At 70.0% G+C, this 22,633-nt stretch carries 25 protein-coding genes and 1 pseudogene; 13 read left to right on the forward strand and 13 right to left on the reverse strand.

What is annotated here, in order from left to right; translation table 11 throughout:
* Window positions 1-66 precede the first annotated feature (66 nt).
* Window positions 67-1,272, reverse strand: a complete 1,206-nt coding sequence (locus KUM38_RS10000; RefSeq protein WP_217128950.1) for a CdaR family transcriptional regulator — start codon at window positions 1,270-1,272, stop codon at window positions 67-69.
* A gap of 62 nt (window positions 1,273-1,334) precedes the next feature.
* On the opposite strand from KUM38_RS10000, the gene KUM38_RS10005 reads away from it, so the two are divergent.
* The gene (locus tag KUM38_RS10005; RefSeq protein ID WP_217128998.1) at window positions 1,335-1,994 is read left to right on the forward strand and encodes a pirin family protein; all 660 of its coding nucleotides are present in this window, start codon (window positions 1,335-1,337) and stop codon (window positions 1,992-1,994) included.
* A 30-nt stretch (window positions 1,995-2,024) separates the two neighbouring features.
* Here the strand turns inward: KUM38_RS10005 and KUM38_RS41700 are convergent, their stop codons facing one another.
* The 4 genes and pseudogenes from KUM38_RS41700 to KUM38_RS10025 form a co-directional block, all read right to left on the reverse strand.
* The gene (locus tag KUM38_RS41700; RefSeq protein WP_254396956.1) at window positions 2,025-2,324 is read right to left on the reverse strand and encodes a hypothetical protein; all 300 of its coding nucleotides are present in this window, start codon (window positions 2,322-2,324) and stop codon (window positions 2,025-2,027) included.
* Between the two features lie 44 nt (window positions 2,325-2,368).
* Window positions 2,369-2,674: pseudogene (locus tag KUM38_RS43550) on the reverse strand (DUF262 domain-containing protein); the annotation flags it as partial.
* Between the two features lie 91 nt (window positions 2,675-2,765).
* Complete coding sequence (locus KUM38_RS10020) at window positions 2,766-2,963, reverse strand: DUF397 domain-containing protein (protein WP_217128953.1); 198 nt, start codon at window positions 2,961-2,963, stop codon at window positions 2,766-2,768.
* The gene (locus KUM38_RS10025) at window positions 2,923-3,771 is read right to left on the reverse strand and encodes a helix-turn-helix transcriptional regulator (protein ID WP_217128954.1); all 849 of its coding nucleotides are present in this window, start codon (window positions 3,769-3,771) and stop codon (window positions 2,923-2,925) included. Before KUM38_RS10025 ends, KUM38_RS10020 begins: the two co-directional genes overlap by 41 nt.
* Window positions 3,772-3,914: 143 nt before the next feature.
* Between KUM38_RS10025 and KUM38_RS10030 the strand changes: the two genes are divergently transcribed.
* Together KUM38_RS10030 and KUM38_RS10035 are read left to right on the forward strand one after the other, a co-directional pair.
* The gene (locus tag KUM38_RS10030; RefSeq protein WP_217128999.1) at window positions 3,915-4,271 is read left to right on the forward strand and encodes an ATP-binding protein; all 357 of its coding nucleotides are present in this window, start codon (window positions 3,915-3,917) and stop codon (window positions 4,269-4,271) included.
* A 402-nt stretch (window positions 4,272-4,673) separates the two neighbouring features.
* Window positions 4,674-4,937 (forward strand): hypothetical protein, encoded by a 264-nt coding sequence (locus tag KUM38_RS10035; RefSeq protein WP_217128955.1) that lies wholly within the window; start codon window positions 4,674-4,676, stop codon window positions 4,935-4,937.
* A gap of 60 nt (window positions 4,938-4,997) precedes the next feature.
* Here the strand turns inward: KUM38_RS10035 and KUM38_RS10040 are convergent, their stop codons facing one another.
* Entirely contained in the window at window positions 4,998-5,819 is an 822-nt protein-coding gene (locus KUM38_RS10040) for a serine hydrolase (RefSeq protein ID WP_217128956.1), read from the reverse strand.
* An 18-nt stretch (window positions 5,820-5,837) separates the two neighbouring features.
* Window positions 5,838-6,308 (reverse strand): GNAT family N-acetyltransferase, encoded by a 471-nt coding sequence (locus tag KUM38_RS10045; protein ID WP_217128957.1) that lies wholly within the window; start codon window positions 6,306-6,308, stop codon window positions 5,838-5,840.
* 96 nt (window positions 6,309-6,404) lie between these two features.
* Here KUM38_RS10045 and KUM38_RS10050 point away from each other — a divergent pair, with 96 nt between their 5' ends.
* Complete coding sequence (locus KUM38_RS10050; protein ID WP_217128958.1) at window positions 6,405-6,872, forward strand: MerR family transcriptional regulator; 468 nt, start codon at window positions 6,405-6,407, stop codon at window positions 6,870-6,872.
* Window positions 6,872-7,891 (forward strand): aldo/keto reductase, encoded by a 1,020-nt coding sequence (locus tag KUM38_RS10055; protein ID WP_217129000.1) that lies wholly within the window; start codon window positions 6,872-6,874, stop codon window positions 7,889-7,891. Before KUM38_RS10050 ends, KUM38_RS10055 begins: the two co-directional genes overlap by 1 nt.
* Window positions 7,892-8,082: 191 nt before the next feature.
* On the opposite strand, the gene KUM38_RS10060 is transcribed toward KUM38_RS10055, so the two are convergent.
* The 3 genes from KUM38_RS10060 to KUM38_RS10070 all read right to left on the reverse strand — a co-directional run bounded on the left by KUM38_RS10060 (window position 8,083) and on the right by KUM38_RS10070 (window position 10,959).
* On the reverse strand, window positions 8,083-8,931 hold the full coding sequence (locus tag KUM38_RS10060) for a DUF4429 domain-containing protein (protein ID WP_217128959.1): 849 nt from the start codon (window positions 8,929-8,931) through the stop codon (window positions 8,083-8,085).
* 66 nt (window positions 8,932-8,997) lie between these two features.
* Window positions 8,998-10,215, reverse strand: coding sequence for an alpha/beta hydrolase (locus KUM38_RS10065; RefSeq protein ID WP_217128960.1), 1,218 nt, complete (start codon window positions 10,213-10,215; stop codon window positions 8,998-9,000).
* Between the two features lie 81 nt (window positions 10,216-10,296).
* The gene (locus tag KUM38_RS10070; protein WP_217128961.1) at window positions 10,297-10,959 is read right to left on the reverse strand and encodes a TetR family transcriptional regulator; all 663 of its coding nucleotides are present in this window, start codon (window positions 10,957-10,959) and stop codon (window positions 10,297-10,299) included.
* A gap of 111 nt (window positions 10,960-11,070) precedes the next feature.
* Here KUM38_RS10070 and KUM38_RS10075 point away from each other — a divergent pair, with 111 nt between their 5' ends.
* Both KUM38_RS10075 and KUM38_RS10080 read left to right on the forward strand, forming a co-directional pair.
* Window positions 11,071-12,690 carry an MFS transporter gene (locus KUM38_RS10075; RefSeq protein WP_217128962.1) on the forward strand — a complete coding sequence of 540 codons (1,620 nt, stop codon included), beginning with the start codon at window positions 11,071-11,073 and terminating at the stop codon, window positions 12,688-12,690.
* 174 nt (window positions 12,691-12,864) lie between these two features.
* Window positions 12,865-13,173: a small hydrophobic protein gene (locus tag KUM38_RS10080; protein ID WP_217129001.1), complete on the forward strand. Its 309-nt coding sequence runs from the start codon at window positions 12,865-12,867 to the stop codon at window positions 13,171-13,173.
* 51 nt (window positions 13,174-13,224) lie between these two features.
* Here the strand turns inward: KUM38_RS10080 and KUM38_RS10085 are convergent, their stop codons facing one another.
* Window positions 13,225-13,968: a potassium channel family protein gene (locus KUM38_RS10085; RefSeq protein ID WP_217128963.1), complete on the reverse strand. Its 744-nt coding sequence runs from the start codon at window positions 13,966-13,968 to the stop codon at window positions 13,225-13,227.
* A gap of 73 nt (window positions 13,969-14,041) precedes the next feature.
* Complete coding sequence (aceE, locus tag KUM38_RS10090) at window positions 14,042-16,789, reverse strand: pyruvate dehydrogenase (acetyl-transferring), homodimeric type (RefSeq protein ID WP_217128964.1); 2,748 nt, start codon at window positions 16,787-16,789, stop codon at window positions 14,042-14,044.
* 404 nt (window positions 16,790-17,193) lie between these two features.
* On the opposite strand from aceE, the gene KUM38_RS10095 reads away from it, so the two are divergent.
* The 6 genes from KUM38_RS10095 to KUM38_RS10120 all read left to right on the forward strand — a co-directional run bounded on the left by KUM38_RS10095 (window position 17,194) and on the right by KUM38_RS10120 (window position 21,647).
* Window positions 17,194-17,631: a DUF3052 domain-containing protein gene (locus KUM38_RS10095; protein WP_030218400.1), complete on the forward strand. Its 438-nt coding sequence runs from the start codon at window positions 17,194-17,196 to the stop codon at window positions 17,629-17,631.
* Window positions 17,632-17,740: 109 nt separating this feature from the next.
* Complete coding sequence (locus KUM38_RS10100) at window positions 17,741-18,199, forward strand: peroxiredoxin (RefSeq protein WP_217129002.1); 459 nt, start codon at window positions 17,741-17,743, stop codon at window positions 18,197-18,199.
* A 113-nt stretch (window positions 18,200-18,312) separates the two neighbouring features.
* A complete protein-coding gene (locus tag KUM38_RS10105) occupies window positions 18,313-18,888 on the forward strand; it encodes a calcium homeostasis/redox stress adaptation protein (RefSeq protein WP_217128965.1) in 576 nt (191 codons plus the stop codon).
* 130 nt (window positions 18,889-19,018) lie between these two features.
* Window positions 19,019-19,594 carry a TerD family protein gene (locus tag KUM38_RS10110; protein WP_073935772.1) on the forward strand — a complete coding sequence of 192 codons (576 nt, stop codon included), beginning with the start codon at window positions 19,019-19,021 and terminating at the stop codon, window positions 19,592-19,594.
* Between the two features lie 49 nt (window positions 19,595-19,643).
* Window positions 19,644-20,783 (forward strand): DUF475 domain-containing protein, encoded by a 1,140-nt coding sequence (locus tag KUM38_RS10115; protein WP_217128966.1) that lies wholly within the window; start codon window positions 19,644-19,646, stop codon window positions 20,781-20,783.
* Window positions 20,784-20,909: 126 nt separating this feature from the next.
* Window positions 20,910-21,647 (forward strand): Tellurium resistance, encoded by a 738-nt coding sequence (locus KUM38_RS10120; RefSeq protein ID WP_217128967.1) that lies wholly within the window; start codon window positions 20,910-20,912, stop codon window positions 21,645-21,647.
* Between the two features lie 30 nt (window positions 21,648-21,677).
* On the opposite strand, the gene KUM38_RS10125 is transcribed toward KUM38_RS10120, so the two are convergent.
* A complete protein-coding gene (locus KUM38_RS10125; protein ID WP_217128968.1) occupies window positions 21,678-22,619 on the reverse strand; it encodes a TerD family protein in 942 nt (313 codons plus the stop codon).
* Window positions 22,620-22,633: the final 14 nt, after the last annotated feature.

The following is a 22,633-nucleotide window of genomic DNA, read 5'->3' on the forward strand; positions in this document are numbered from 1 at the left end:
GCCGCAGCCGCCCGTGGGGACAAGGACGAAGAACAGCAGGCGCTTTTGTGGGGCCCCGACAAAAGGTCAGGGATGAAGAGCGCCATCAGCCAGACGCCCCAGGATCAGCGCGATCCGCAGCGTGAACGCAGAGCGTACATCGGAGGGTGACCATCCGGTGACGTCAGTCACACGTCGGAGCCGGTAACGCACGGTGTTGGGGTGAACGAACAGCATCCGCGCCGCGCCTTCGAGACTGCTCGCCTGCTCGAGATAGACACTGAGCGTCTCCAGCAGCGCGGCCCCGGCCTCCTCCAGCGGTCTGTAGATCTCCTCCACCAACTGCTCACGCGCGGAGGGGTCTCCGGCGATCGCGCGCTCCGGCAGCAGATCGTCCGCCAGCACCGGGCGCGGGGCGTCCTGCCAGGCGGAGCACGCCTTCAGCCCCGCCGCGGCGGCCTGCGCGGACCGGGTCGCGGCCAGCAGATCGGGCACCACCGGGCCGGCGACGACCGGTCCCGCCGCGTACGGCCCGATCAGCGACTTGGCGACCCCGAGCGGGTTGTCGCTGCCGCCCGCGATCACCACCAGCCGGTCGCCGAGCACCCCGGTCAGCACCTGGAGCTTGGCGTGCCGGGCGGCCCGTCGGATGGCCTCCACGGTCAGTTCGGAGTCCCCGTCGGGCGCGGTGCCCAGCACCACGCACACATGATCGGGTGAGTTCCATCCCAGGGCGGCGGCCCGCGACACGGCCCCCTCGTCGGCCTCACCGCTGAGCACCGCGTTCACCACCAGCGACTCCAGGCGGGCGTCCCAGGCACCCCGTGCCTCCGCGGCCTGGGCGTACACCTGGGCCGTGGCGAAGGCGATCTCCCGCGCGTACACCAGCAGTGCCTCACGCAGCATGTTCTCGTCGCCGGGCGCCGCCACCTCGTCGATGGCGGACTCCATGACCTCGATGGTGGTGCGCACCATCTCCACGGTCTGCCGCAGCGTGATCGCCCGGGTCAGCTCGCGCGGCGCGGTACCGAAGACATCGGTGGAGATGGCCTGCGGGGCGTCGGGGTGCCGGAACCACTCGGTGAAGGCGGCGATGCCCGCCTGGGCGACCAGGCCGATCCAGGAACGGTTCTCCGGAGGCATGGCCCGGTACCAGGACAGCGTCTCGTCCATCCGCGCGATCGCCTGCGCGGCGAGGCTGCCGGACGACTTCTGCAGCCGCCTCAACGTCGCGGCGTGCGGATGGGCGGGGCGCGCTGCGGTTTCGTTGGCGCTGGTTTCGGGTTCGGGCACGGGGACAAGACTGCCTTATCGGTACGGCCGCGCGTGTCGCCGGGTCTACGGTGGACGGCGTGATGGACGTACGGCGCGCGCACGAGCGCTACCAGGGCGGCGATCCGGCGGCCGGGATCGAGACCCGCCACGCCTTCTCCTTCGGCCCCCACTACGACCCGGACAACCTTCGCTTCGGCGCGGTGATCGCCTGCAACGAGGAGCGGCTGGCCCCCGGCGCGGGATTCGGCGAGCATCCGCACAGCCACACCGAGATCGTGACCTGGGTGGTGGAGGGCGAGCTGACCCACCAGGACTCCACGGGCCGGGAGACGGTGATCCGCCCCGGCGACGTACAGCGTCTGAGCGCCGCGTCGGGCGTCCGCCACGTGGAACGCAACGCCGGTGACCGCCCTCTCACCTTCCTCCAGATGTGGCTGGCCCCGCTGGAGCCCGGCGGCGACCCGTCCTACGAGGTCGTCCCCGGCATAGCGGACTCCACCCCGTACGCCCTCCCGGAGGCGGGCGCGATGCTCCACGTACGCCGCCTGACGGCGGGGGAGCGGACCGCCGTGCCGGACGCCGCGTACGCGTACGTCCATGTGGTGCGCGGCGAGGTGGAACTGGACGGTGAACCGCTGGGCGCGGGCGACGCGGCCCGCATCACGGACGCCAAGGACGTGGAGGCGGTCGCCGTGAGTCCGACGGCGGAGCTGCTGCTGTGGGAGATGCGGGCCGTTTAGGCGGGGTCCGTCCGGTGGGTCGCCGGGACCTCAACGGGTGGAGGTCTGCAGGGAGCTCCGCTTGAGGACCTTGGGATGCGGCTGGTAGACGCCGGGCGGGGCGAAGGCACGGAGCGCCTGGTGGACTTCGGAGCAGGAGGCGTTGCGTTCGGCCCGGTTCAGGGCCAGGAGGGTGAAGGTCGCCAGCGGCGGACGCACGGAGACCGTTCTGGCCGGAAGACCGGTGACGTCGATCTCGCCGGGGTCACGGAAGCGGCAGAAGAGGGTGACGGAGTACGGAGCCGAGCCGACCGAGACCAGGACGCGTCCAAGTCGTACGCGATCTCCCATATCGCCCCGGAACCGTGCAGCGCGCCGACCAGGCTGGCCAGCCGCTGCTGCCCGTCCAGGACGTAGTGCACCGGGGCTCCCTCGTGCTGGGGCACGGTGTCCAGGCCTGCGATCTCATGGCCGCTGGCCAGCTTGGCCGTCGTACGCCACATGAGAAGGCTGCCGATGGGGTGGTTCCGGCGCACCGAGTCGAGGAGGTACAGGATCTGCTGCGGGGTCCAGACGAACGCCCGCTGGAACTTGGGTAAAACGATGTCGCCCGACAGGACCCGCGAAGCGAGTGAGGTGATGGGGGCGATCGTGGGCTCGGGTGTGCGTACCCGAGCCGCAGACGTCGATGGCGTTCCCAACGTGTGTCCCCCTACCTGACGACCTCCGCCGCACGAGCGGCCACGCAGTCGAGAGCAGGGGGTGCCACTGACAGTCGTGCAGGTCTGTGGATTACCGCAGGCCGTCGACGAACGCCTGCCAGGCGTCGGCGCCGACGGTGACGACCGGGCCGGACGGGTTCTTGCTGTCGCGGACGGGGACGGTTCCGGCGGGGTGGATGGGGGCGACCTCGACACATTCGCCGCCGTTGCTTCCGCTGTAGCTGGACTTACGCCACCGTGCGTTCCTCAGGTCGGAGCCGGTCTCCATAGCGTTCCTCCATCACGCGGGCGATCAGTGCCGCCGAGTCCTCGGGGGAGAGGGCTGAGGCTTGCAGCCGAGCGTAACCGACCGAGCGCTCCTTGATCACGTGTGGACTGGCCGTCATGTGCCCTTGGTCGTAGCCGTCCATGTAGAACAGGTCGGGATCGTCATCGAACCTCAGCAGGGTGAACGTTCCCATCATGCCGGTGTGTTGGCCGGTGACAAACGGGAGGACCTGAACGTTCACCCAAGGGTTCTCCTGGAAGCTCAACAGATGAGCGAGTTGCCGACGCATGATGTCGCGCCCGCCGATCTCAAGCAGTAGCGCGGCCTCGCTCAGAATGGCCCAGAGAGCAGGCGGTTGGTCGCGACGGAGGATGCGCTGCCGCTCCATCCGGGCTGCCACCATCTCGTCAGGCTTACTGTGGCGCTCCACGCTGAGGACAGCTCGCGCGTACTCCTCCGTCTGTAGCAACCCGTACACCAACTGGGCTTGAAACGTGGAGATGTATGTGGCCTTCGCCTCCATCTCCGCGTACGGCTGAAACCAGTTCGGGAGTTGGCTGCGCAGTACCAGGCCGATCAGGCGGGAGAACAGGCCGTCCGTGCCGAGGGCGGCGTCCACGCGTTCGGAGAAGTCGCGGGTGGGAACCTTCTTCGTGGTCTCGATCTGGCCGATCAGCGAACCCGTGCAGAAGATGATCTCGCCGAGCTGGCCCTGCTTGAGGCCGTGCGCCTCACGCTGGCGGCGCAGTTCCCAGCCGTAGTAGTCGAGCGGGGAAGCGGTGGGGTCGAGCGACTGGATGTTGACCACGGCGGCACCTCACTTCAACGCCTGGCAGCGTTCGTTTCTTTCCGTAGTCGAGCGCATGCGCAGCGTCGCAATATCGTGGTGTGAATCACCTAACCGGTCCGCAGGCGGCGGACATTCCCAGCGAGTACCACGCCGAGTTCGCCATGGGGGAGCACTCGGCCCGGCATCTGCGCCGCATCCTGCGGCTGTACCTCGCCGGCTCGGGGCTGGCCGACGTGACCGACGCCGCCGAGCTGGCGCTCACCGAGCTGGTCGCCAACGTCGTACGGCACGTGCCCGATCGCCGCTGTCGTATCTGCTTCCTGCTCCAGCCCGGCGGAGTGCGGGTGGAGGTCGCGGACGACTGCCCCAAGCTGCCCGCGCCGGCCGTCGGCGGAGGGCTCGGCGAGAGCGGGCGCGGGCTGGTGATCGTGGACGCTGTCACCGACCGGTGGGGTGTCGCCGTCCGCCCCGGCGGGCGGGGCAAGACGGTGTGGTTCGAGTGCCTGGCCGGGGCATGAGGGCAGCCGCCGCCGGCGGCCCGGAGCACGGTCCCCTCGGTGGCCTCGTGGGTCGGCGTTCCGGTGCGTGACCAAGGGGTTGCCCTGCGGTCATCCGGTGCGGATGCTCGACCGGTCGGATCGAGGATGCGGCAGGGAGGTCGCCGGGGCTCCCGCCCGTGCGCCATCGTGACGGCATACGGGCAGGGACGGCACGCTTCCGTGAGCCCTGCCAGCCGGCCCGGCCGCGCCCGCGTCGATCCGCGTTCCGGTGCCGACGCACGTTCACCGAATTTTTCGCGTGCGTTTCGAACGCCCCGTCGTGGATCTACGTCTTACCCCCCGCGGACCGCACAGGGGCCGGCGGTCGGCACGGCAAGGCAGGACAAGGCCCGCTCAGGTTCCGTTCGTTGGGAGAGATGCATGAAGTCGTGGCGTTCTCGTGTCGCCGTCGCGGTGGGCACCGCGGTGCTCGCCGTTCCGCTGGTCGCGGGCTCGGCGTCCGCCGCCGGAACCAACCCCTGGGGCTACCAGGAGGTCGGTGGGTGGAGGGACAAACTCACGTGCGTGGCGGACGGGCAGGAGCTCCTCGCCCAGGGTTGGGTGAACTTCTACTGCGACTGGGATGACCCGTACTGGGTCCTGTGGGCCCTTCCCGCGAAGGACCAGCCGCCGACGGGCGGGTGACCGGCACAGGAAGCCGGGGCCGGCCGGTGGCCGTGGGGGCCACCGGCCGGCGCGCGGTGTTCAGCCGCGCAGCTCCGCCAGCACCGCGTCGGTGAACGGCGGCCACGCCTCGATCGCCCAGGGGCCGAAGGCGCGGTCGGCGAGGGCCACGCAGGCCGCGCCCGCGTCGGGGTCGATCCACAGGAACGTGCCCGACTGGCCGAAGTGGCCGAAGGTGCGCGAGGAGGACGACGCGCCCGTCCAGTGCGGCGACTTGGAGTTCCGGATCTCGAAGCCGAGGCCCCAGTCGTTGGGGTTCTGGTGGCCGTAGCCCGGCAGGACGCCCTTGGTGCCGGGGTACTGGACCGTCATCGCCGCGGCGACCGTACGGGGGTCGAGGAGGCGCGGGGCCTGCACCTCGGCCGCGAACCGCAGCAGGTCGTCCACCGTGGAGACGGCGTCCTTGGCGGGGGAGCCGTCGAGGGACGTCCGCGTCATCCCCAACGGCTCCAGCACCGCCTGCCGCAGGTACTCCGCGAACGGGATCTCCGTCGCCTTCGCGACATGGTCGCCGAGCTGCTCGAACCCGGCGTTGGAGTACAGCCGCCGCTCGCCCGGCGCCGACGTCACCCGGTGCTCGTCGAAGGCGAGCCCCGAGGTGTGCGCGAGCAGGTGCCGGACCGTCGAGCCCTCCGGGCCCGCCGGCTCGTCCAGCTCGATCGCGCCCTCCTCGTACGCCACGAGCACCGCGTACGCGGCGAGCGGCTTGGTGACCGAGGCGAGCGGGAAGCGGTGGGTGACCGGCCCGTGGGTGCCGAGCACCGTGCCGTCCGCCCGTACGACACCCGCCGCGGCGGTGGGGACCGGCCAGTTCTCGATCAGCGCGAGGCTCTTCAGCGACATGCCGTCGAGCCTAAGCGCTCAGAAAGTCAGCTCCAGCAACGGGTCCGGCTTGGGCCTGAAGCCCAGCGCGACGTACAGCGGCTCGGCCTGCGGGGACGCGGTGAGGCGGACCCGCCGGGCGCCGTGCTCGCGGAACCACTCCAGCAGTGCCTCCATGCACGCGCGTGCGTAGCCGCGGCGGCGGGTGTCCGGGTCGGTGGCGACACTGAAGACGTAACCGTCGGTGCCGTGCGGATCGCGCGCGCCGCCGATGCGGTACTCCAGCGAGCCGGCCACCAGTGCCGCCAGCGCGCCCGGCCGCTCCGGGTGGTCCACGACGAACGCCACGAAGGTGCCGTCCGGCTCGGACAGCCTGTCGCGCAGCACGGGCAGCGACTCGGCGTGCCAGGCCGTGGACGGGTCGGACAGGGGCATCGAGTCGATCATCACCTGGCGCAGACGCAGCACTTCCTCCGCGTCCTTCGGTGTCGCACGGCGTACAGAGGTCATGACCGCACGCTAATCAGTCACCCGCCTCCGAGTCCCGCCCGTTTCTTGCCTTCACCGCTTGCTTGGAGTGCACTCCAGCGTTCTAGCGTGGGGGTCATGACGGTGACGGAGACGGAGACCACGGAGGCCAGCGCCGACACCTGCGCCGGGCCCCCGCAGGGGAATCGACGGCCGGACGGCGCGGACAAGTACACGATCAGCGAGGTCGTCGCCCTCACCGGGCTGACGGCGCACACCCTGCGCTGGTACGAGCGCATCGGGCTGATGCCGCACATCGACCGGTCCCACACCGGCCAGCGCCGCTACAGCAACCGCGACCTCGACTGGCTCGCCCTCGTCGGCAAGCTCCGCCTGACCGGGATGCCGGTCGCGGACATGGTGCGGTACGCGGAACTGGTCCGCGCGGGCGATCACACGTACACCGAGCGTTTCGAGCTGCTCCAGCAGACTCGCGAGGACGTACTGTCCCGGATCGCCGAACTCCAGGGCACGCTCGCCGTGCTCGACCGGAAGATCGGGTTCTACGCGGACGCCGGGCGGGCCCTGGCGTCGGAGAGGGCATGATGACCGACGTCGGCAGGATCGGAACGGCCGCACTGGGCGAGGGCGGCCCCGAGGTGGGCGTGCAGGGCCTCGGCTGCATGGGCATGAGCTTCGCCTACGGCCCCACGGACGCGGACGCCTCCCGGGCGACCCTGGAGCGGGCCCTGGAACTCGGGGTCACGCTCTACGACACGGCGGACGCGTACGGCGCGGGCGACAACGAGCGGTTCCTCGCCCCCTTCTTCAAGGCGCACCGGGACGAGGTGGTCATCGCCACCAAGTTCGCCCTGTCGATCCCGCCGGAGGACCCGACCCGGCGGATCATCCGCAACGACGCGCCGTACATCCGCGAGGCCGTCGAGGCGAGCCTGAAGCGCCTGGACGTCGACGTGATCGACCTCTACTACATGCACCGGCGCGATGTGAACGTGCCGATCGAGGAGACCGTCGGCGTCATGGCCGAGCTGGTGCGCGAGGGCAAGGTCAAGCAGCTGGGCCTGAGCGAGGTCACGGCCGACGAACTGCGCGCCGCGCACGGGGTGCACCCGATCGCCGCCGTGCAGTCGGAGTGGTCGCTGTTCAGCCGGGACATCGAGGCGAGGGTCGTACCGGCCGCGCGCGAACTGGGCGTGACCCTCGTCCCGTACTCCCCGCTGGGGCGAGGCTTCCTCACGGGTTCCTTCGTCGACGCCGACCAGGACCTCACGGCCGACGACTTCCGCCGCCGGCAGCCCCGCTTCACGGGCGACAACGCGGCGGCCAACGCGGCCCTCCTGGAACCGGTTCGCTCCGTGGCCGAGGCCCACGGCGTCACCCCCGGCCAGATCGCCCTGGCCTGGGTCCACCAGCGGTCGGAGGTCCACGATCTCCCGGTCGTCCCCATCCCGGGCACCCGCAAGCCGACCCGGGTGGAGGAGAACACGGCGGCGACGCACATCACCCTGACCGATGAGGAACTGGCCCTGCTGGACCCCATCGCGGCCAAGGTGGCGGGCACCCGCTACGCGGACATGACGTTCACGTCCGCGGGACGAGAATAGCCGCGGGCAGGCGTGCCTCCCCCCGTGCCTTAAGGGCCTGGGAGGTACCCCCAGGGCGCTGGGGGCACCTCCCGCTCGAGCGAAGCCGAGAGTGGGGGAGGGTGGGCGCTGGGGGCACCCCCTCTGGGGGAGGCACCCCGCAAGCGCCGGGCCGCGCGACCCACCCCCGGCGAACCCGCACCCCGGGCGCCTCACAACTCCGCGAGCAGTTCCGCCTTCTTCGAGGAGAACTCCTCGTCCGTCACCAGCCCCGCCTGGTGCAGCTCCCCGAGATGCCGGATCCGCTCGGCGATGTCCGCGGGGTCCCGGCGCGCACGCGCCGTGGATATCGCCGGCACCGGCGCACAGTTGCGCACCGCCGCCAGCACGGCCGCCGCGAACGGCAACGACTCGTGCACGGGCCCGTACCCCAGCCCGAACACCACGGCCGCCGGATCCTGATCGGGCTGACCGGACGACGCCCCCGCGTCCCGCCGCAGCAACCGCAGATGCCCCTCGAACACCTCCGGCGACCGCCACTCCACCCCGCTCAGCTCACCCACCGCGAACCGCTGGTCGCCGGCCTTCCACTTCGCCGACGACGCCCCCGTCCAGAACCACCGGAACGACACCGCCGTGCCGTCGAAGGCCGCCTTGCCGTCGTACGCCTTGAACTGCAACGGAACCTCGGGGGCGGCCACCAGATGGCGTTCGGCGGGTCCGGACTCGGTGAGTTGTGCGCGCAGTTCGTCGGCGTAGTACTCGGCGAGCGTCTCGCGTTCGGCGGGCAGCGCCAGCCGGTAGGGGTCGCTGCTCTCCTTCAACTGCCCGGAGGCGGCCTCCAGCAGCGGATCGGCTCCGGGCCGGAGCTCGATCCGCAGGACCACGGTCCCGCGCTTCCCGGGGACGAGGGTCACCCCCTCGATCGCCTCCAGCGGAACACGCCTCTCCCCGAGCGCCTGGAACAGCTTGGGTGTTCGGATCCCCCGTTCGTAACGGATGAGCACGGAGTCGGACTCGAACTCCCAGGTGGCATGAAATCCGGCCAGTACATCACCCATGCGGCTCATCGTATGCGGCACGAGCTTCTCCGTCCCCTCCCCACGCATACCGCAGTATCTCCGCCTCTACGCGCGTCCGGTAGTGGTCGTACCGGACAAACCCGCCCGGCAGACGTCGTCCTCGCCCGCACAGGACACCGCGAGGTATGCGCCAACACCGATCTCGGCGAAGTTCCGCAGGCTGTCCGTGCCCGGTTCGAAGTACCCGGCGTGTCCCTTCGCCTCCCGCGCCGACAGCACCCGCGCACCGAATCCCGCCGCCACCGGGTCGGCCCCGTGCCCCAGACCGCCGAGTTCCAGGTACGGCACGTCCTGGATCCAGTCGTCGGCGTCCCGCATGGCCCACACCCGGGCGGTGGTGCGCAGCTGGGACGCCTTCTCGACCCGCATGCCGGGGCTGCCGGCCACCGCGATGTCGGCCACCCGCTCCGGCAGCCGGTGCGCGGCGATGCCGCACACCACGGAGCCGTAGCTGTGGCAGAACAGCGAGACCGGAGCGATCCCGGGCAGTCCGCGCACCAGCGCGTCCAGCCGCAGCGCGCCGTCCTCGGCGCGCATCGCCGTGGCCGCGTCCATACCGAGTCCGCTGGGGGCGGTGTAGTCGGCCCAGGCGATCACGGCGGTCCGGGTCGAGGGAGCGGCGTCGCGCTCCGCCGCGTACAGGGACCTCGCCATGCCGACGGGGGCCGAGTGGGTGCGCCGGGTGCGCTGGAAGGTGAGCAGGTCGGTGTCGACGCCGGGGACGACGACCGAGACCCGCTCGGCCCTGCGCAGGTCGCCGAAGACCTCGGCGACCCGGCCGGGGCCCGCCGGGTCGAAGGCGAGGATGTGCCGGCCGGGGCGCATCAGCGCCTCGAAGCGGTCCAGCCGGCGCGCCGCCTGCCGCTGGCCCGAGGCCGTGAGGCGTGTGTCGTGCACGCGTCCGAGTTCGACCTTGCGGGCCTGCCCCAGCGCGATGCGGTTGGCGCGGTAACGCAGCTGGACCGGTGCGCCGTTCATGTTGCCGACCGCGAGCGGATAGCGACGGGCGAGACTCGCACGCTGCCCCTCGGTGAGCGAGGCGAAGAACCGGGCCAGCCGCGCGGGCGCCGACTGCGGGTCCGGCAGCCGGTGGCCGGCCATCCGGCCGTGCTCCCAGGCGTTGAGCGATGCCTGGAGCGGAGCGGGGTGGCGCTGATGGCGCAGTGCCGTCCAGCCCGTGGTCGCCAGCATCACGAAAACGACGGCGAGCGCGAGCAGCGCGCGCCAGACGTTCAGTTGCGGGGAGGTGTCGAAGGAAGTCACTGGGAGGACACACTAGGAGAACGGGCGTGTCTCGCGTGAACCAAGTGACCGGGATCACGTTTCGTTGTGCCGATTCAGGGATTAATCCGTACGCCAGTTCCCCGCGAGCGCCGGTCCCACATGGTCCAGGCAGGTCGTCATCAGGTCCCGCATGGCCGCCGCGCCGAGATCGTCCCCGGCGGACCAGAGCCGCTCCGCCACGCGGATCACCCCGCCGAACGCGGCCACCAGGATCCTCGGCCGGGGGTCGGCGTCCACGTCGAGCCCCTCGCGCTCGGCGACGATGCGGGCCAGCTCCTCCTCCAGCTCCGTCGCGCGGCGCAGATGGGCGGCGAGCAGGGCGGGCGTCGACTCGATGACCCGGTAGACACGCATGTGCAGTTCCAGCGGGACGAGGTGCTCCACGGCTTCGTTGATGCCGTCCCAGCTGTCCAGCACGGCCCGGCGCAGCACCTCCAGCGGCGCCTCGCCCGGCGGGCGTTCGCGTACGGCCTCGACGACGTGCGCCTCCGCGAGCCGGGGGACGAAGAACGCCACCTCCTCCTTGCTGGCGAAGTAGCGGAAGAAGGTGCGCTGCGAGACGTCGACGGCCGCGGCGATGTCGTCGACGGTCGTCCCCTCGTACCCGCGCGTGGCGATCAGCTCCAGTGCGGCCCGGACCAGCGCGTTCCGTGTGCGCTGCTTCTTGCGCTCTCTCAGACCCGGCCGCGGCAGCGCACCCACGGCGGTCACGACCGTCTCCATCGCTCCTCCTCGAACCGTTTCTCCTGTTCAGGCTATACGCGAGTGTCCTGTCAGTGACTGACTGGTGAATTGGTTTGTCAACTGTCAGCGGCTGACATTAGCCTCGAACGTATGACTAGTCAGACCACCATCGACAAGACGGGGCCGGGGGACGGCACGCCGGCCGCCCCGTCGGACGGGGCCCCGGGCAAGGGGCTGCGCGGGCACCCCTGGTACACCCTCATCACCGTCGCCGTGGGCGTCATGATGGTGGCCCTCGACGGCACCATCGTGGCCATCGCGAACCCGGCCATCGGCGACGACCTGGGCGCCTCGCTGTCGGAGCTCCAGTGGATCACCAACGCCTACTTCCTCGCGCTCGCGGTCTGCCTGATCACCGCGGGCAAGCTCGGTGACCGCTTCGGGCACCGCCAGACCTTCCTCATCGGTGTCGTCGGCTTCGCCGCCGCGTCGGGGGCCATCGGTCTGTCCGACAGCATCGCGCTGGTCATCACCTTCCGTGTGTTCCAGGGTCTGTTCGGCGCGCTGCTGATGCCGGCCGCGCTCGGTCTGCTGCGGGCCACGTTCCCGGCCGAGAAGCTCAACATGGCCATCGGCATCTGGGGCATGGTCATCGGTGCCTCCACCGCGGGCGGCCCGATCCTCGGCGGTGTCCTCGTCGAGCACGTCAACTGGCAGTCGGTGTTCTTCATCAACGTGCCGGTCGGCGTCCTCGCCGTCGTGCTCGGCGCGTGGATCCTGCTCGACCACCGCGCGGAGAACGCCCCGCGCTCCTTCGACCTGCTCGGCATAGCCCTGCTGTCGGCCGCGATGTTCTGCCTCGTCTGGGCACTGATCAAGGCCCCCGAGTGGGGCTGGGGCGACGTCCAGACCTGGTCGTTCATCATCGGCTCGTTCGCCGGCTTCGGGGCCTTCGCCTTCTGGGAGACCAAGGTCAGGGAACCGCTGATCCCGCTGGCCCTGTTCCGTTCCGTCCCGCTGTCCGCGGGTGTCGTGCTGATGGTCCTGATGGCCATCGCCTTCATGGGCGGCCTGTTCTTCGTCACCTTCTACCTGCAGAACGTGCACGGCATGAGCCCGATCGACGCCGGCCTGCACCTGCTCCCGCTCACCGGCATGATGATCGTCGGCTCGCCGCTGGCCGGAGTGATGATCACCAAGGTCGGCCCGCGCATCCCGCTCGCCTGCGGCATGGCGTTCACCGCGCTCGCCATGTACGGCATGTCGACGCTGGAGACGGACACCGGCAGCGCTGTGATGTCGCTCTGGTTCGCCCTGCTGGGTCTCGGCCTCGCGCCCGTCATGGTCGGCGCCACCGAGGTCATCGTGGGCAACGCGCCGCTCGAGCTCTCCGGTGTCGCCGGTGGCCTCCAGCAGGCCGCCATGCAGATCGGCGGCAGCCTCGGTACGGCCGTGCTCGGCGCCGTGATGGCCTCCAAGGTCGACAGCGACCTCGAGGGCAACTGGGCGAAGGCCGGGCTCCCGCCGCTCACCCCGGAACAGGCCGGACAGGCTTCCGAGGCCGTGCAGGTCGGTGTGGCTCCGGTGGCCGAGGGCACCCCGCCGGAGATCGCCACGAAGATCACCGACGTCGCCCACGACACCTTCATCTCCGGCATGAGCATGGCGTCCCTGGTCGCCGCCGGAGTCGCCGCCGTGGCGGTGCTGGTCGCCTTCCTCACCAAGCGCGGTGAGAACGCGGAGGCGGGCGCGGGCGTCGGCCACATCTGACGGACCGTACGGCCGGGTTCGCCCCTCGGGGCGAACCCGGCCCGGAAGACGCCCGCTGCGGCGCGCCGCTGGAGGAGGCGGCGCGCCGCAGCGGGCTTTCCGGCGCCGTCACGGCGTGAATTCGCCGCCGCAGCGGGGGTACCCGCCATGTCAACCAACCCTTACAGGGAGTCGATGATGGCGAGCTTCGGACACGGAACGCGCAGGCACCCCCGCTCACGTGGCCGGACGTGGTCACGGACCGGGCCGGATCGCGCGACCCTCGGGATCATCGGAGCCATCTGCGCGGTCGCCGGTTTCTTCGTGCTGGGGATCGTCCTCGGTCCGGTGGCGATCGTCTGCGGCTGGCTCGCGATGGGCCGCAGCTGGGCGGGTTCCCGCTCGGTGCCGGCCCTGATCGCCCTGATCCTGGGCGCCATCGACACGCTCCTGGCCGTCATCTGGCTGGCCGGAGCGACCACTTCGGGTTACGGCGTGTTCTGACCCGGAGCACGAGGGACGGGCCTCCGGCGCGGAGCCGGGGGCCCACCCGTGTCACCGTCGTTCCCCGACCGGCGTCGCCCTCAGGGCCGCCACCTCGGCGCGCAGCGCCTGTACCTCCCGGGTGAGCGTCTCGATGGCCTCCGTCTGCCGCCGCTCCTCCACGTCGTCCTTCTCGAAGCGGGCGATGAACCACGCGGCGATGTTCGCGGTCACCACACCGAGCAGCGCGATCCCGGACAGCATCAGGCCCACGGCCAGCACGCGTCCCAGTCCGGTGGTCGGCGCGTGGTCCCCGTACCCCACGGTCGTCATCGTCGTGAAGGACCACCACACCGCGTCGCCCAGCGTCCGGATGTTGCCGTCCGGCGAGTCCCGCTCCACCGAGAGCACCGCGAGCGAGCCGAACATCAGCAGCCCGACCACCGCCCCGGCGACATACGTCGTCAGCTTGATCTGCGAGGCCAGCCGGGCACGCTGCCCGACCAGCAGCAGCGTCGACACCAGCCGCAGCAGCCGCAGCGGCTGGAGCAGGGGAAGCAGCACGGCGCACAGGTCCAGCCAGTGCGTCCGCAGGAACACCGGGCGCTGTTCGGCGAGCGCCAGCCGGACGGCGTAGTCGACCGCGAACGCCCCCCACACCGCCCACTCCACGGCCGTGCACAGGGCGACCACGTCCTGGCTCGCGCCGGGCCGGACGATCGGCACGGCATAGGCGACGGCGAAGGCCACGGCCAGGCCGAGGAGCGGCCGCTGGGTGCGGTGTTCCCAGCGGACCTGGGCCGACTGCTGCTTCATGGCCCGTATCGTAAGGAAACGGGACGGGGTGGTGGACTCGCAGGTCCACCACCCCGTCGTCACGCCACGGGCGTCACGCGTCGCCGCCCGCCACGCCCGGGTCGGCCGCGGCGACGTCCAGCAGCTGGTACCGGTCGATGGCCTGCTTCAGCACCGACCGGTCGACGTGGCCCTCGCGGGCCAGTTCCGTCAGCACCGCGACCACGATCGACTGCGCGTCGATGTGGAAGAACCGCCGCGCCGCCCCCCGCGTGTCCGCGAACCCGAACCCGTCCGCGCCCAGCGACTGGTACGTCCCCGGCACCCAGCGCGCGATCTGGTCCGGCACCGACCGCATCCAGTCGGACACCGCCACCACCGGCCCCTGCGCCGCCGCCAGCTTCCGCGTCACGTACGGGGTGCGCTGCTCCTCCTCCGGGTGCAGCAGGTTGTGCCGCTCGCAGTCCACCGCCTCGCGCCGCAGCTCGTTCCAGGAGGTCGCCGACCAGACGTCCGCCTTGACGTTCCACTCCTCGGCGAGGATCCGCTGCGCCTCGATCGCCCAGGGCAGCGCGACCCCGGACGCCAGGATCTGCGCCGGGAGCGAGCCCGCCGTGCCCTCGCTGAAGCGGTAGAGGCCCTTGACGATGCCCTCGGCGTCGACGTTCTCGGGCTCGGCGGGGTGCTGGATCGGCTCGTTGTAGACGGTCAGGTAGTAGAAGACGTCCTCGCCGTGCGGGTGCTCCTCGTCGGAGCCGTACATCCGGCGCAGCCCGTCCTGCACGATGTGCGCGATCTCGAACCCGAACGCCGGGTCGTACGCGACGCACGCCGGGTTCGTGGACGCCAGCAGCTGCGAGTGGCCGTCCGCGTGCTGAAGACCCTCACCGGTCAGCGTCGTACGCCCCGCGGTCGCACCCAGGACGAAACCGCGCGCCATCTGGTCGGACATCTGCCAGAACTGGTCGCCGGTGCGCTGGAAGCCGAACATCGAGTAGAAGACGTACACCGGGATCAGCGGCTCGCCGTGCGTGGCGTACGCCGATCCCGCCGCGATCAGCGAGGCCGTGCAGCCGGCCTCGGAGATGCCGTCGTGCAGCATCTGTCCGTTCGGCGCCTCCTTGTAGGCGAGCAGCAGCTCCCGGTCCACCGACTCGTACTGCTGGCCGAGCGGGTTGTAGATCTTCGCGCTCGGGAAGAACGAGTCCATGCCGAACGTACGGTACTCGTCCGGCGCGATCAGCACGAACCGCCTGCCGATCTCCTTGTCCCGCATGAGGTCCTTGAGGAGACGGACGAAGGCCATGGTCGTCGCGATGGACTGCTGGCCCGAGCCCTTCTTCACGGTCGCGTACGTCTTGTCCTCGGGCAGTCGCAGCGGCTTCGACCGCACCACCCGCGTCGGCACGTACCCGCCGAGCGACTTGCGGCGGTCGTGCATGTACTGCATCTCCTCCGTGTCCGGCCCCGGGTGGTAGTAGGGCGGCAGACCGGACTCGAGGTCCTTGTCGGAGATCGGCAGGTGCAGCCGGTCCCGGAAGTGCTTGAGGTCGTCGACCGTCAGCTTCTTCATCTGGTGCGTGGCGTTGCGGCCCTCGAAGTTCGGGCCCAGCGTCCAGCCCTTGACCGTCTTCGCCAGGATCACCGTCGGCTGGCCCTTGTGCTCGACCGCCGCCTTGTACGCCGCGTAGATCTTGCGGTGGTCGTGACCGCCGCGCCCCAGGTGCAGGATCTGGTCGTCGGTCATGCCCTCGACCATCGCGCGCAGCCGGTGGTCGTCGCCGAAGAAGTGGTCGCGGATGTACGCGCCCGACTCGGTGGCGTACGTCTGGAACTGCCCGTCCGGCGTGGTGTTCATCTTGTTGACCAGGGTTCCGTCCCGGTCCTGCGCGAGCAGCGGGTCCCAGGTGCGGTCCCAGATCAGCTTGATCACGTTCCAGCCGGCGCCCCGGAAGACCGACTCCAGCTCCTGGATGATCTTCCCGTTGCCGCGCACCGGGCCGTCGAGCCGCTGCAGGTTGCAGTTGACGACGAAGGTCAGGTTGTCCAGGCCCTCCCGCGCGGCGAGGGTCAGCTGGCCCAGCGACTCGGGCTCGTCCATCTCGCCGTCGCCGAGGAACGCCCACACGTGCGAGCGCGAGGTGTCCGCGATGCCGCGCGCGTGCATGTAGCGGTTCATCCGCGCCTGGTAGATCGCGCCGATCGGGCCGAGCCCCATCGACACGGTCGGGAACTCCCAGAAGTCCGGCATCAGCCGCGGGTGCGGATACGACGACAGCGCGTACGGGGCCTTCGACTTCTCCTGGCGGAAGCCGTCCAGGTGCCGCTCGCTCAGCCGGTCCAGCAGGTACGCGCGGGCGTAGATGCCGGGGGAGGCGTGCCCCTGGAAGAAGACCTGGTCGCCGCCGTCGCCCTCGTCCTTGCCGCGGAAGAAGTGGTTGAAGCCCACGTCGTACAGCGAGGCGGAGGACGCGAAGGTGGCGATGTGGCCGCCGACCCCGATGCCCGGCCGCTGCGCGCGGGAGACCATCACCGCGGCGTTCCAGCGGGTGGCGTTGAGGATCTTGCGCTCGATCTCCTCGTTGCCCGGGAAGAACGGCTCGGCCCGGGTCGGGATCGTGTTGACGTAGTCCGTGCTGCGCATCTCGGGCACGGCCACGCGCTTGGCGCGGGCACGCTCGATGAGCCGCAGCATCAGATAGCGGGCCCGCTCCCGGCCGCGCTCGTCGATCGCGGCGTCGAGGGAGTCGAGCCACTCCTGGGTTTCCTCGGGATCGAAGTCAGGAACCTGACTCGGAAGGCCGCCAATGATGATCGGGTTGCGATCGGATGCGGAAGCCACGCTGTTCCTTACCTGTCAGAGGGCCGTGAGGCGGGCCGCGGTTTCACCGGTACGGCCCGGATTGCGCCGTTCCCCATGGTCCACCTCGGGGCCGTCGGCGTCATCTCTACCGGGAGGTAATCCGGACTCGCGACCAGTACGGTGTGCACAGGGCTCGTCCATTCGAGTCTTCGTACACGTAGGCGGTTCCCAAAGGGCCAAACGGGGCACAAAGGTGTGGTGTGCGTCACTTCGGGCCATGATGGTGTGCCTGGAGTTGCGGTGACCCGGCCAGGATCGTCACCGTTTCGGCGGTCTGCACGGCCGGGTACTTGCGCGATCCGTCCCGCCCGTGTGGACTACGGCCAATGCTTCGCGCACGCGCGTGGCTGAGTTATTCCCAAGACATGATCAGGAGGCAACCCGTGAGCGCGACCGCGGACCACGCGGAGGAGCGGACGAACCCTGCCGCCAGGCTGGGGTTCCAGCCCGGGCAGGTGGTCCAGGAGATCGGCTACGACGACGACGTCGACCAGGAGCTCCGCGAGGCCATTGAGGGCGTCATCGAGAGCGACCTCGTCGACGAGGACTACGACGACGTGGCTGACGCCGTTGTGCTGTGGTTCCGCGACGACGACGGCGACCTGACGGATGCGCTGGTGGATGCCACCACGTACATCGAAGAGGGCGGCGCGATCCTGCTCCTCACGCCGAAGACGGGCCGTTCGGGCTATGTGGAGCCGAGCGACATCTCGGAGGCCGCCACCACGGCGGGCCTCACGGCGGCCAAGAGCGTCAGCGTGGGCAAGGACTGGAGCGGCAGCCGGCTGGCGACGCCGAAGGCGGCCAAGTCCAAGCGGTGAACCACCCCCGGACGGGCCGGTCGCGTCACGCGTCGGCCCGTCCGTCGGCCTGTCGTACTCCCTGCGTAGGGTGGTCGGAGCGAACCACCCCGAAGGGATGAACACGACGATGGCGATCCAGGTCGGCGACAAGGCCCCCGACTTCGAGCTCAAGGACAACCACGGGGCGACCGTGAGGCTGTCCGACTTCCACGGGCGGAAGAACGTGGTGGTGCTCTTCTACCCGTTCGCCTTCACCGGCGTGTGCACCGGTGAGCTGTGCGAGGTCCGCGACCGGCTGCCGCAGTTCTCCGACCGAGACACCCAGGTGCTCGCCGTCTCCAACGACTCCATCCACACCCTGCGCGTCTTCGCCGAGCAGGAGAATCTGGAGTACCCCCTGCTCAGCGACTTCTGGCCGCACGGCAACGTCTCGCGCGCGTACGGCGTCTTCGACGAGGACAAGGGGTGCGCCGTGCGCGGGACGTTCATCATCGACAAGGAGGGCGTCGTGCGCTGGACCGTCGTCAACGGTCTGCCGGACGCCCGTGACCTGAACGAGTACGTCAAAGCGCTCGACACCCTGTGATTCTTCGGCCGCGGGGCCTGCGGCGGCCGGGAACCCGTCACTAGGATCGACTCGTTGATCCGATATCCGACGCACTACGGGGCGCCTCGCCCCAGGACACCAATGGAGGACTCGTGGGAGTCAGCCTCAGCAAGGGCGGCAACGTATCGCTGACCAAGGAGGCGCCGGGCCTGACCGCGGTCATCGTCGGTCTGGGGTGGGACATCCGCACCACGACCGGTACCGACTTCGACCTCGACGCCAGCGCGCTGCTCCTGAACAACAGCGGCAAGGTCGCCAGTGACGCGCACTTCATCTTCTTCAACAACCTGAAGAGCCCGGACGGCTCGGTCGAGCACACCGGCGACAACCTCACCGGTGAGGGCGAGGGCGACGACGAGCAGATCAAGATCAACCTCGCCGGGGTCCCCGCCGACATCGAGAAGATCGTCTTCCCGGTCTCCATCTACGACGCCGAGAACCGCCAGCAGTCCTTCGGCCAGGTGCGCAACGCGTTCATCCGCGTCGTCAACCAGGCCGGCGGGGCCGAGATCGCCCGCTACGACCTGAGCGAGGACGCCTCCACCGAGACCGCCATGGTCTTCGGTGAGCTCTACCGGCACGGCGCGGAGTGGAAGTTCCGCGCCATCGGCCAGGGCTACGCCTCGGGCCTGCGCGGCATCGCGCAGGACTTCGGTGTGAACGTCTGAGAGGCCCTACAGGGCGGTCACGCCCGAGCCCGGCCGCCTTCCGCGGCCACACCGCCCGGCGCCGCACGGTTTACGTGCGGCGCCGGACGCGCAGGACCACCTGAGAGACATCACCAGGGGAGGGACCATCATGGGCGTCACGCTTGCCAAAGGGGGCAACGTCTCCCTGTCCAAGGCCGCACCCAACCTCACGCAGGTCATGATCGGGCTCGGCTGGGACGCGCGCTCCACCACCGGAGCCGACTTCGACCTCGACGCCAGCGCGCTGATGTGCAGCGGCGGCCGGGTCATGGGGGACGAGTGGTTCGTCTTCTACAACCAGCTCAAGAGCCCGGACGGCTCGGTGGAGCACACCGGTGACAACCTCACCGGCGAGGGCGACGGGGACGACGAGTCCCTGCTGGTCGACCTCCCCAAGGTGCCGGCCCAGTGCGACAAGATCGTCTTTCCGGTCTCCATCCACATGGCCGACGAGCGCGGCCAGACCTTCGGCCAGGTCAGCAATGCCTTCATCCGCGTGGTGAACCAGGCGGACGGCCAGGAACTCGCCCGCTACGACCTGAGCGAGGACGCCTCCACCGAAACCGCGATGATCTTCGGCGAGCTTTACCGTTACCAGGGTGAGTGGAAGTTCCGTGCGGTGGGACAGGGGTACGCGTCGGGGCTGCGGGGCATCGCTCTAGACTTCGGAGTCAACGTTTCGTAAAGCCGACTACGGCAGCGGGGGAGACCCGTTAACACACCTGGGGTAGCCAGTGGTTCTGAAAACCTTCGGCTGGTCGTTCGCGGTCACCGCGCTCGGTCTGGTCGCAGCGATCCTCTTCGGGGGGTGGACCGCCTTCGGCATCGTGGCGATCCTCTCGATCCTCGAGATCTCGCTGTCCTTCGACAACGCGGTGGTCAACGCCGGCATCCTGAAGAAGATGAATGCCTTCTGGCAGAAGATCTTCCTCACCATCGGCATTCTGATCGCCGTCTTCGGCATGCGACTGGTCTTCCCCGTCGTGATCGTCGCCGTCAGCGCGCAGCTCGGCCCGATCGAGGCCGTCGACCTCGCGCTCAGCGACAAGGACCGTTACCAGGAGCTCGTCACCGACGCCCACCCGGCGATCGCCGCGTTCGGTGGCATGTTCCTGCTGATGATCTTCCTGGACTTCATCTTCGAGGACCGGGACATCAAGTGGCTCGGCTGGCTGGAGCGCCCGCTGGCCAAGCTCGGCAAGATCGACATGCTGTCGGTCTGCATCGCGCTGGTCATCCTGCTGATCTCCGCCATGACCTTCGCCACCCAGGCCCACCAGCACGGCGGCGCGCACGTGGACAAGGCCGAGACGGTGCTGCTGTCCGGCATCGCGGGCCTGATCACCTACATGATCGTGGGCGGGCTCTCCGGCTTCTTCGAGGACAAGCTCGAAGAGGAGGAGGAACGCGAGCACGAGGAGGAGGAGCGGGCCGAGCGCTCCGGCAAGCCCCGCACGGCGGTGGCCATGGCCGGCAAGGCCGCGTTCTTCATGTTCCTCTACCTGGAGGTCCTGGACGCGTCCTTCTCCTTCGACGGCGTGATCGGCGCCTTCGCCATCACCAACGACATCGTCCTGATGGCCCTGGGCCTGGGCATCGGCGCCATGTACGTCCGGTCCCTGACGGTCTACCTGGTCCGCCAGGGCACCCTGGACGAGTACGTCTACCTGGAGCACGGCGCCCACTACGCCATCGGCGCCCTGGCGCTGATCCTGCTCGTCACCATCCAGTACGAGATCCACGAGCTCATCACCGGCTCCATCGGCGTCATCCTGATCGGCTGGTCCTTCTGGTCCTCCGTACGCCGCAACAAGCGGCTGGCGGCGGCCGAGGGAAACGCCGGCGACAAGACTGAGGTCACCTCCGGGGTGTGACGGCCCTTCGGGTGAGGAACGCTCTCGACGGGGCGGCTCCGAGGACCACTCCTCGGGGCCGCCCCGTCGGCCGTCCGGGAGCCTGGGCGGCCCGAGCGGGGTTCGGCGACTGGACTTGGGGCGGGAATGGGTTTCCTGGACGGACTGTGGCGCGGACGTGAGAGCGCCTTCGACTCGGGCAGCGCGGCCAGCAACGCCATCGAGCTGACCAAACGGCACGGTCAGGTGTCCCTGACCAAGCAGGGCGCGGCCACCGGTCATCTGCGGATCAACCTGAGCTGGCGGATGCGGACCTCCGACTTCGGCGGCTTCCAGCGGGAGAGCCTGCTGCGCCACCCCTTCAAGGCGCTCAAGCCGCCGGAGGTGGTCGGCCACAGCCAGCCCATGGTCAACGTCGACCTCGACCTCGGCTGTCTGTACGAGCTCCAGGACGGCACCAAGGGCGTGGTCCAGCCCCTCGGCGGTTTCCTCGGCGACGTCAACGCCCCGCCGTACGTCAAGCTCAGCGGTGACGACCGGTTCGGGTCGGGCTCGGGCGAGACCATGTACATCAACCTGGACCACCGCGAGAACATCAAACGCCTGCTGGTCTTCGCCTACATCTACGACCAGACGCCTGCGTTCGACCGCACGCACGCCATGGTCACGCTCTACCCCAGCAGCGGCCCGCGGATCGAGATCGGTCTCGACGAACGCCATCCCCAGGCCCGCTCCTGCGCGGTGGTGATGATCGAGAACGTCAAGAACGAGATCCTCGTCCGCCGCGAGGTGAAGTTCGTGTACGGATTCCAGGCGGAGCTGGACCGGCTGTACGGGTGGGGACTCCAGTGGGGGAGGGGCTTCAAGACGAAGGCCGATCGCTGAGAAGCCCCTGGCCGCGCGGAATCCGGTCCGTCAGCGCCCGATGAACTGCGGCCCCTGCGGCGGAAGCCGGAAGTCCGGGTCGGGGGAGGCGGCGGCCGGCGGCGGGAAACCGTACCCGGACGGCGCTCCCGCGGCGGCCGTGGCGGGCGCCGGCGGATAGCCGTAGGCGGGCTGACTGGTCGGGTGCGGGTAGCCGTAGGCCGGCTGCGTGGCCGCGGGCTGCTGCGGCGGATAGCCGTACGCGGGCTGCGCGGGCACCCCCGCCGGCTGCTCGGGCGGCAGCGGCCGGGACACCTCGGGCGCCGGCGGGACGAGCGGGGCCTGCGGCTGCGTCAGGGCCTCCGAAGAGGGCCGGTCGGGGGCCTGGATCTGCGCCGTCGGGGGCGGCAGCTGGGTGACGTCGGAGGCGTCGGGCTCCTGCGCGGCCTCCGACTCGTCCACCGAGATGCCGAAGTCGGTCGCCAGGCCCTTCAGGCCGTTCGAATAGCCCTCGCCGAGCGCCCGGAACTTCCAGCCCTCCCCGCGCCGGTACAACTCACCGCAGATCAGCGCGGTCTCCTGGCCGGTCTCCGGCTTGATGTCGAAATACGCCAGCGCCTCCCCGTCGGCGGCCTGCGCGTCGTACAGCAGGATGCGCAGGTCCCGTACGCGGTCGAAAGCGACGCCGTCCGCCGATGCGACGAGCAGAATCCGGCCGACACCGGACTCGACACCGGCGAGATCCGTCTGGATCGTATCGGTCAGGCCCTCGGTGACGCGCTTCTTGCCGAGCCGCCACACCTGCCCGGCAGGGTGCCGTGGCTGGTTGTAGAACACGAAGTCCTCGTCGGAGCGCACACGACCGTCGGGGCCGAGGAGCAGTGCGGAGGCGTCGACGTCCGGCACCCCCTGCCCGGGCGACCAGCGCAGCACGGCACGTACCGTGGTGGCCTCGAGAGGGACGTTCGACCCCTTGAGCATCGCGTGCGTCATACGGTCATCCTGCC

Origin of the sequence: Streptomyces sp. AC558_RSS880, assembly GCF_019049255.1 — a bacterium.
Taxonomy (GTDB): Bacteria; Actinomycetota; Actinomycetes; order Streptomycetales; family Streptomycetaceae; genus Streptomyces.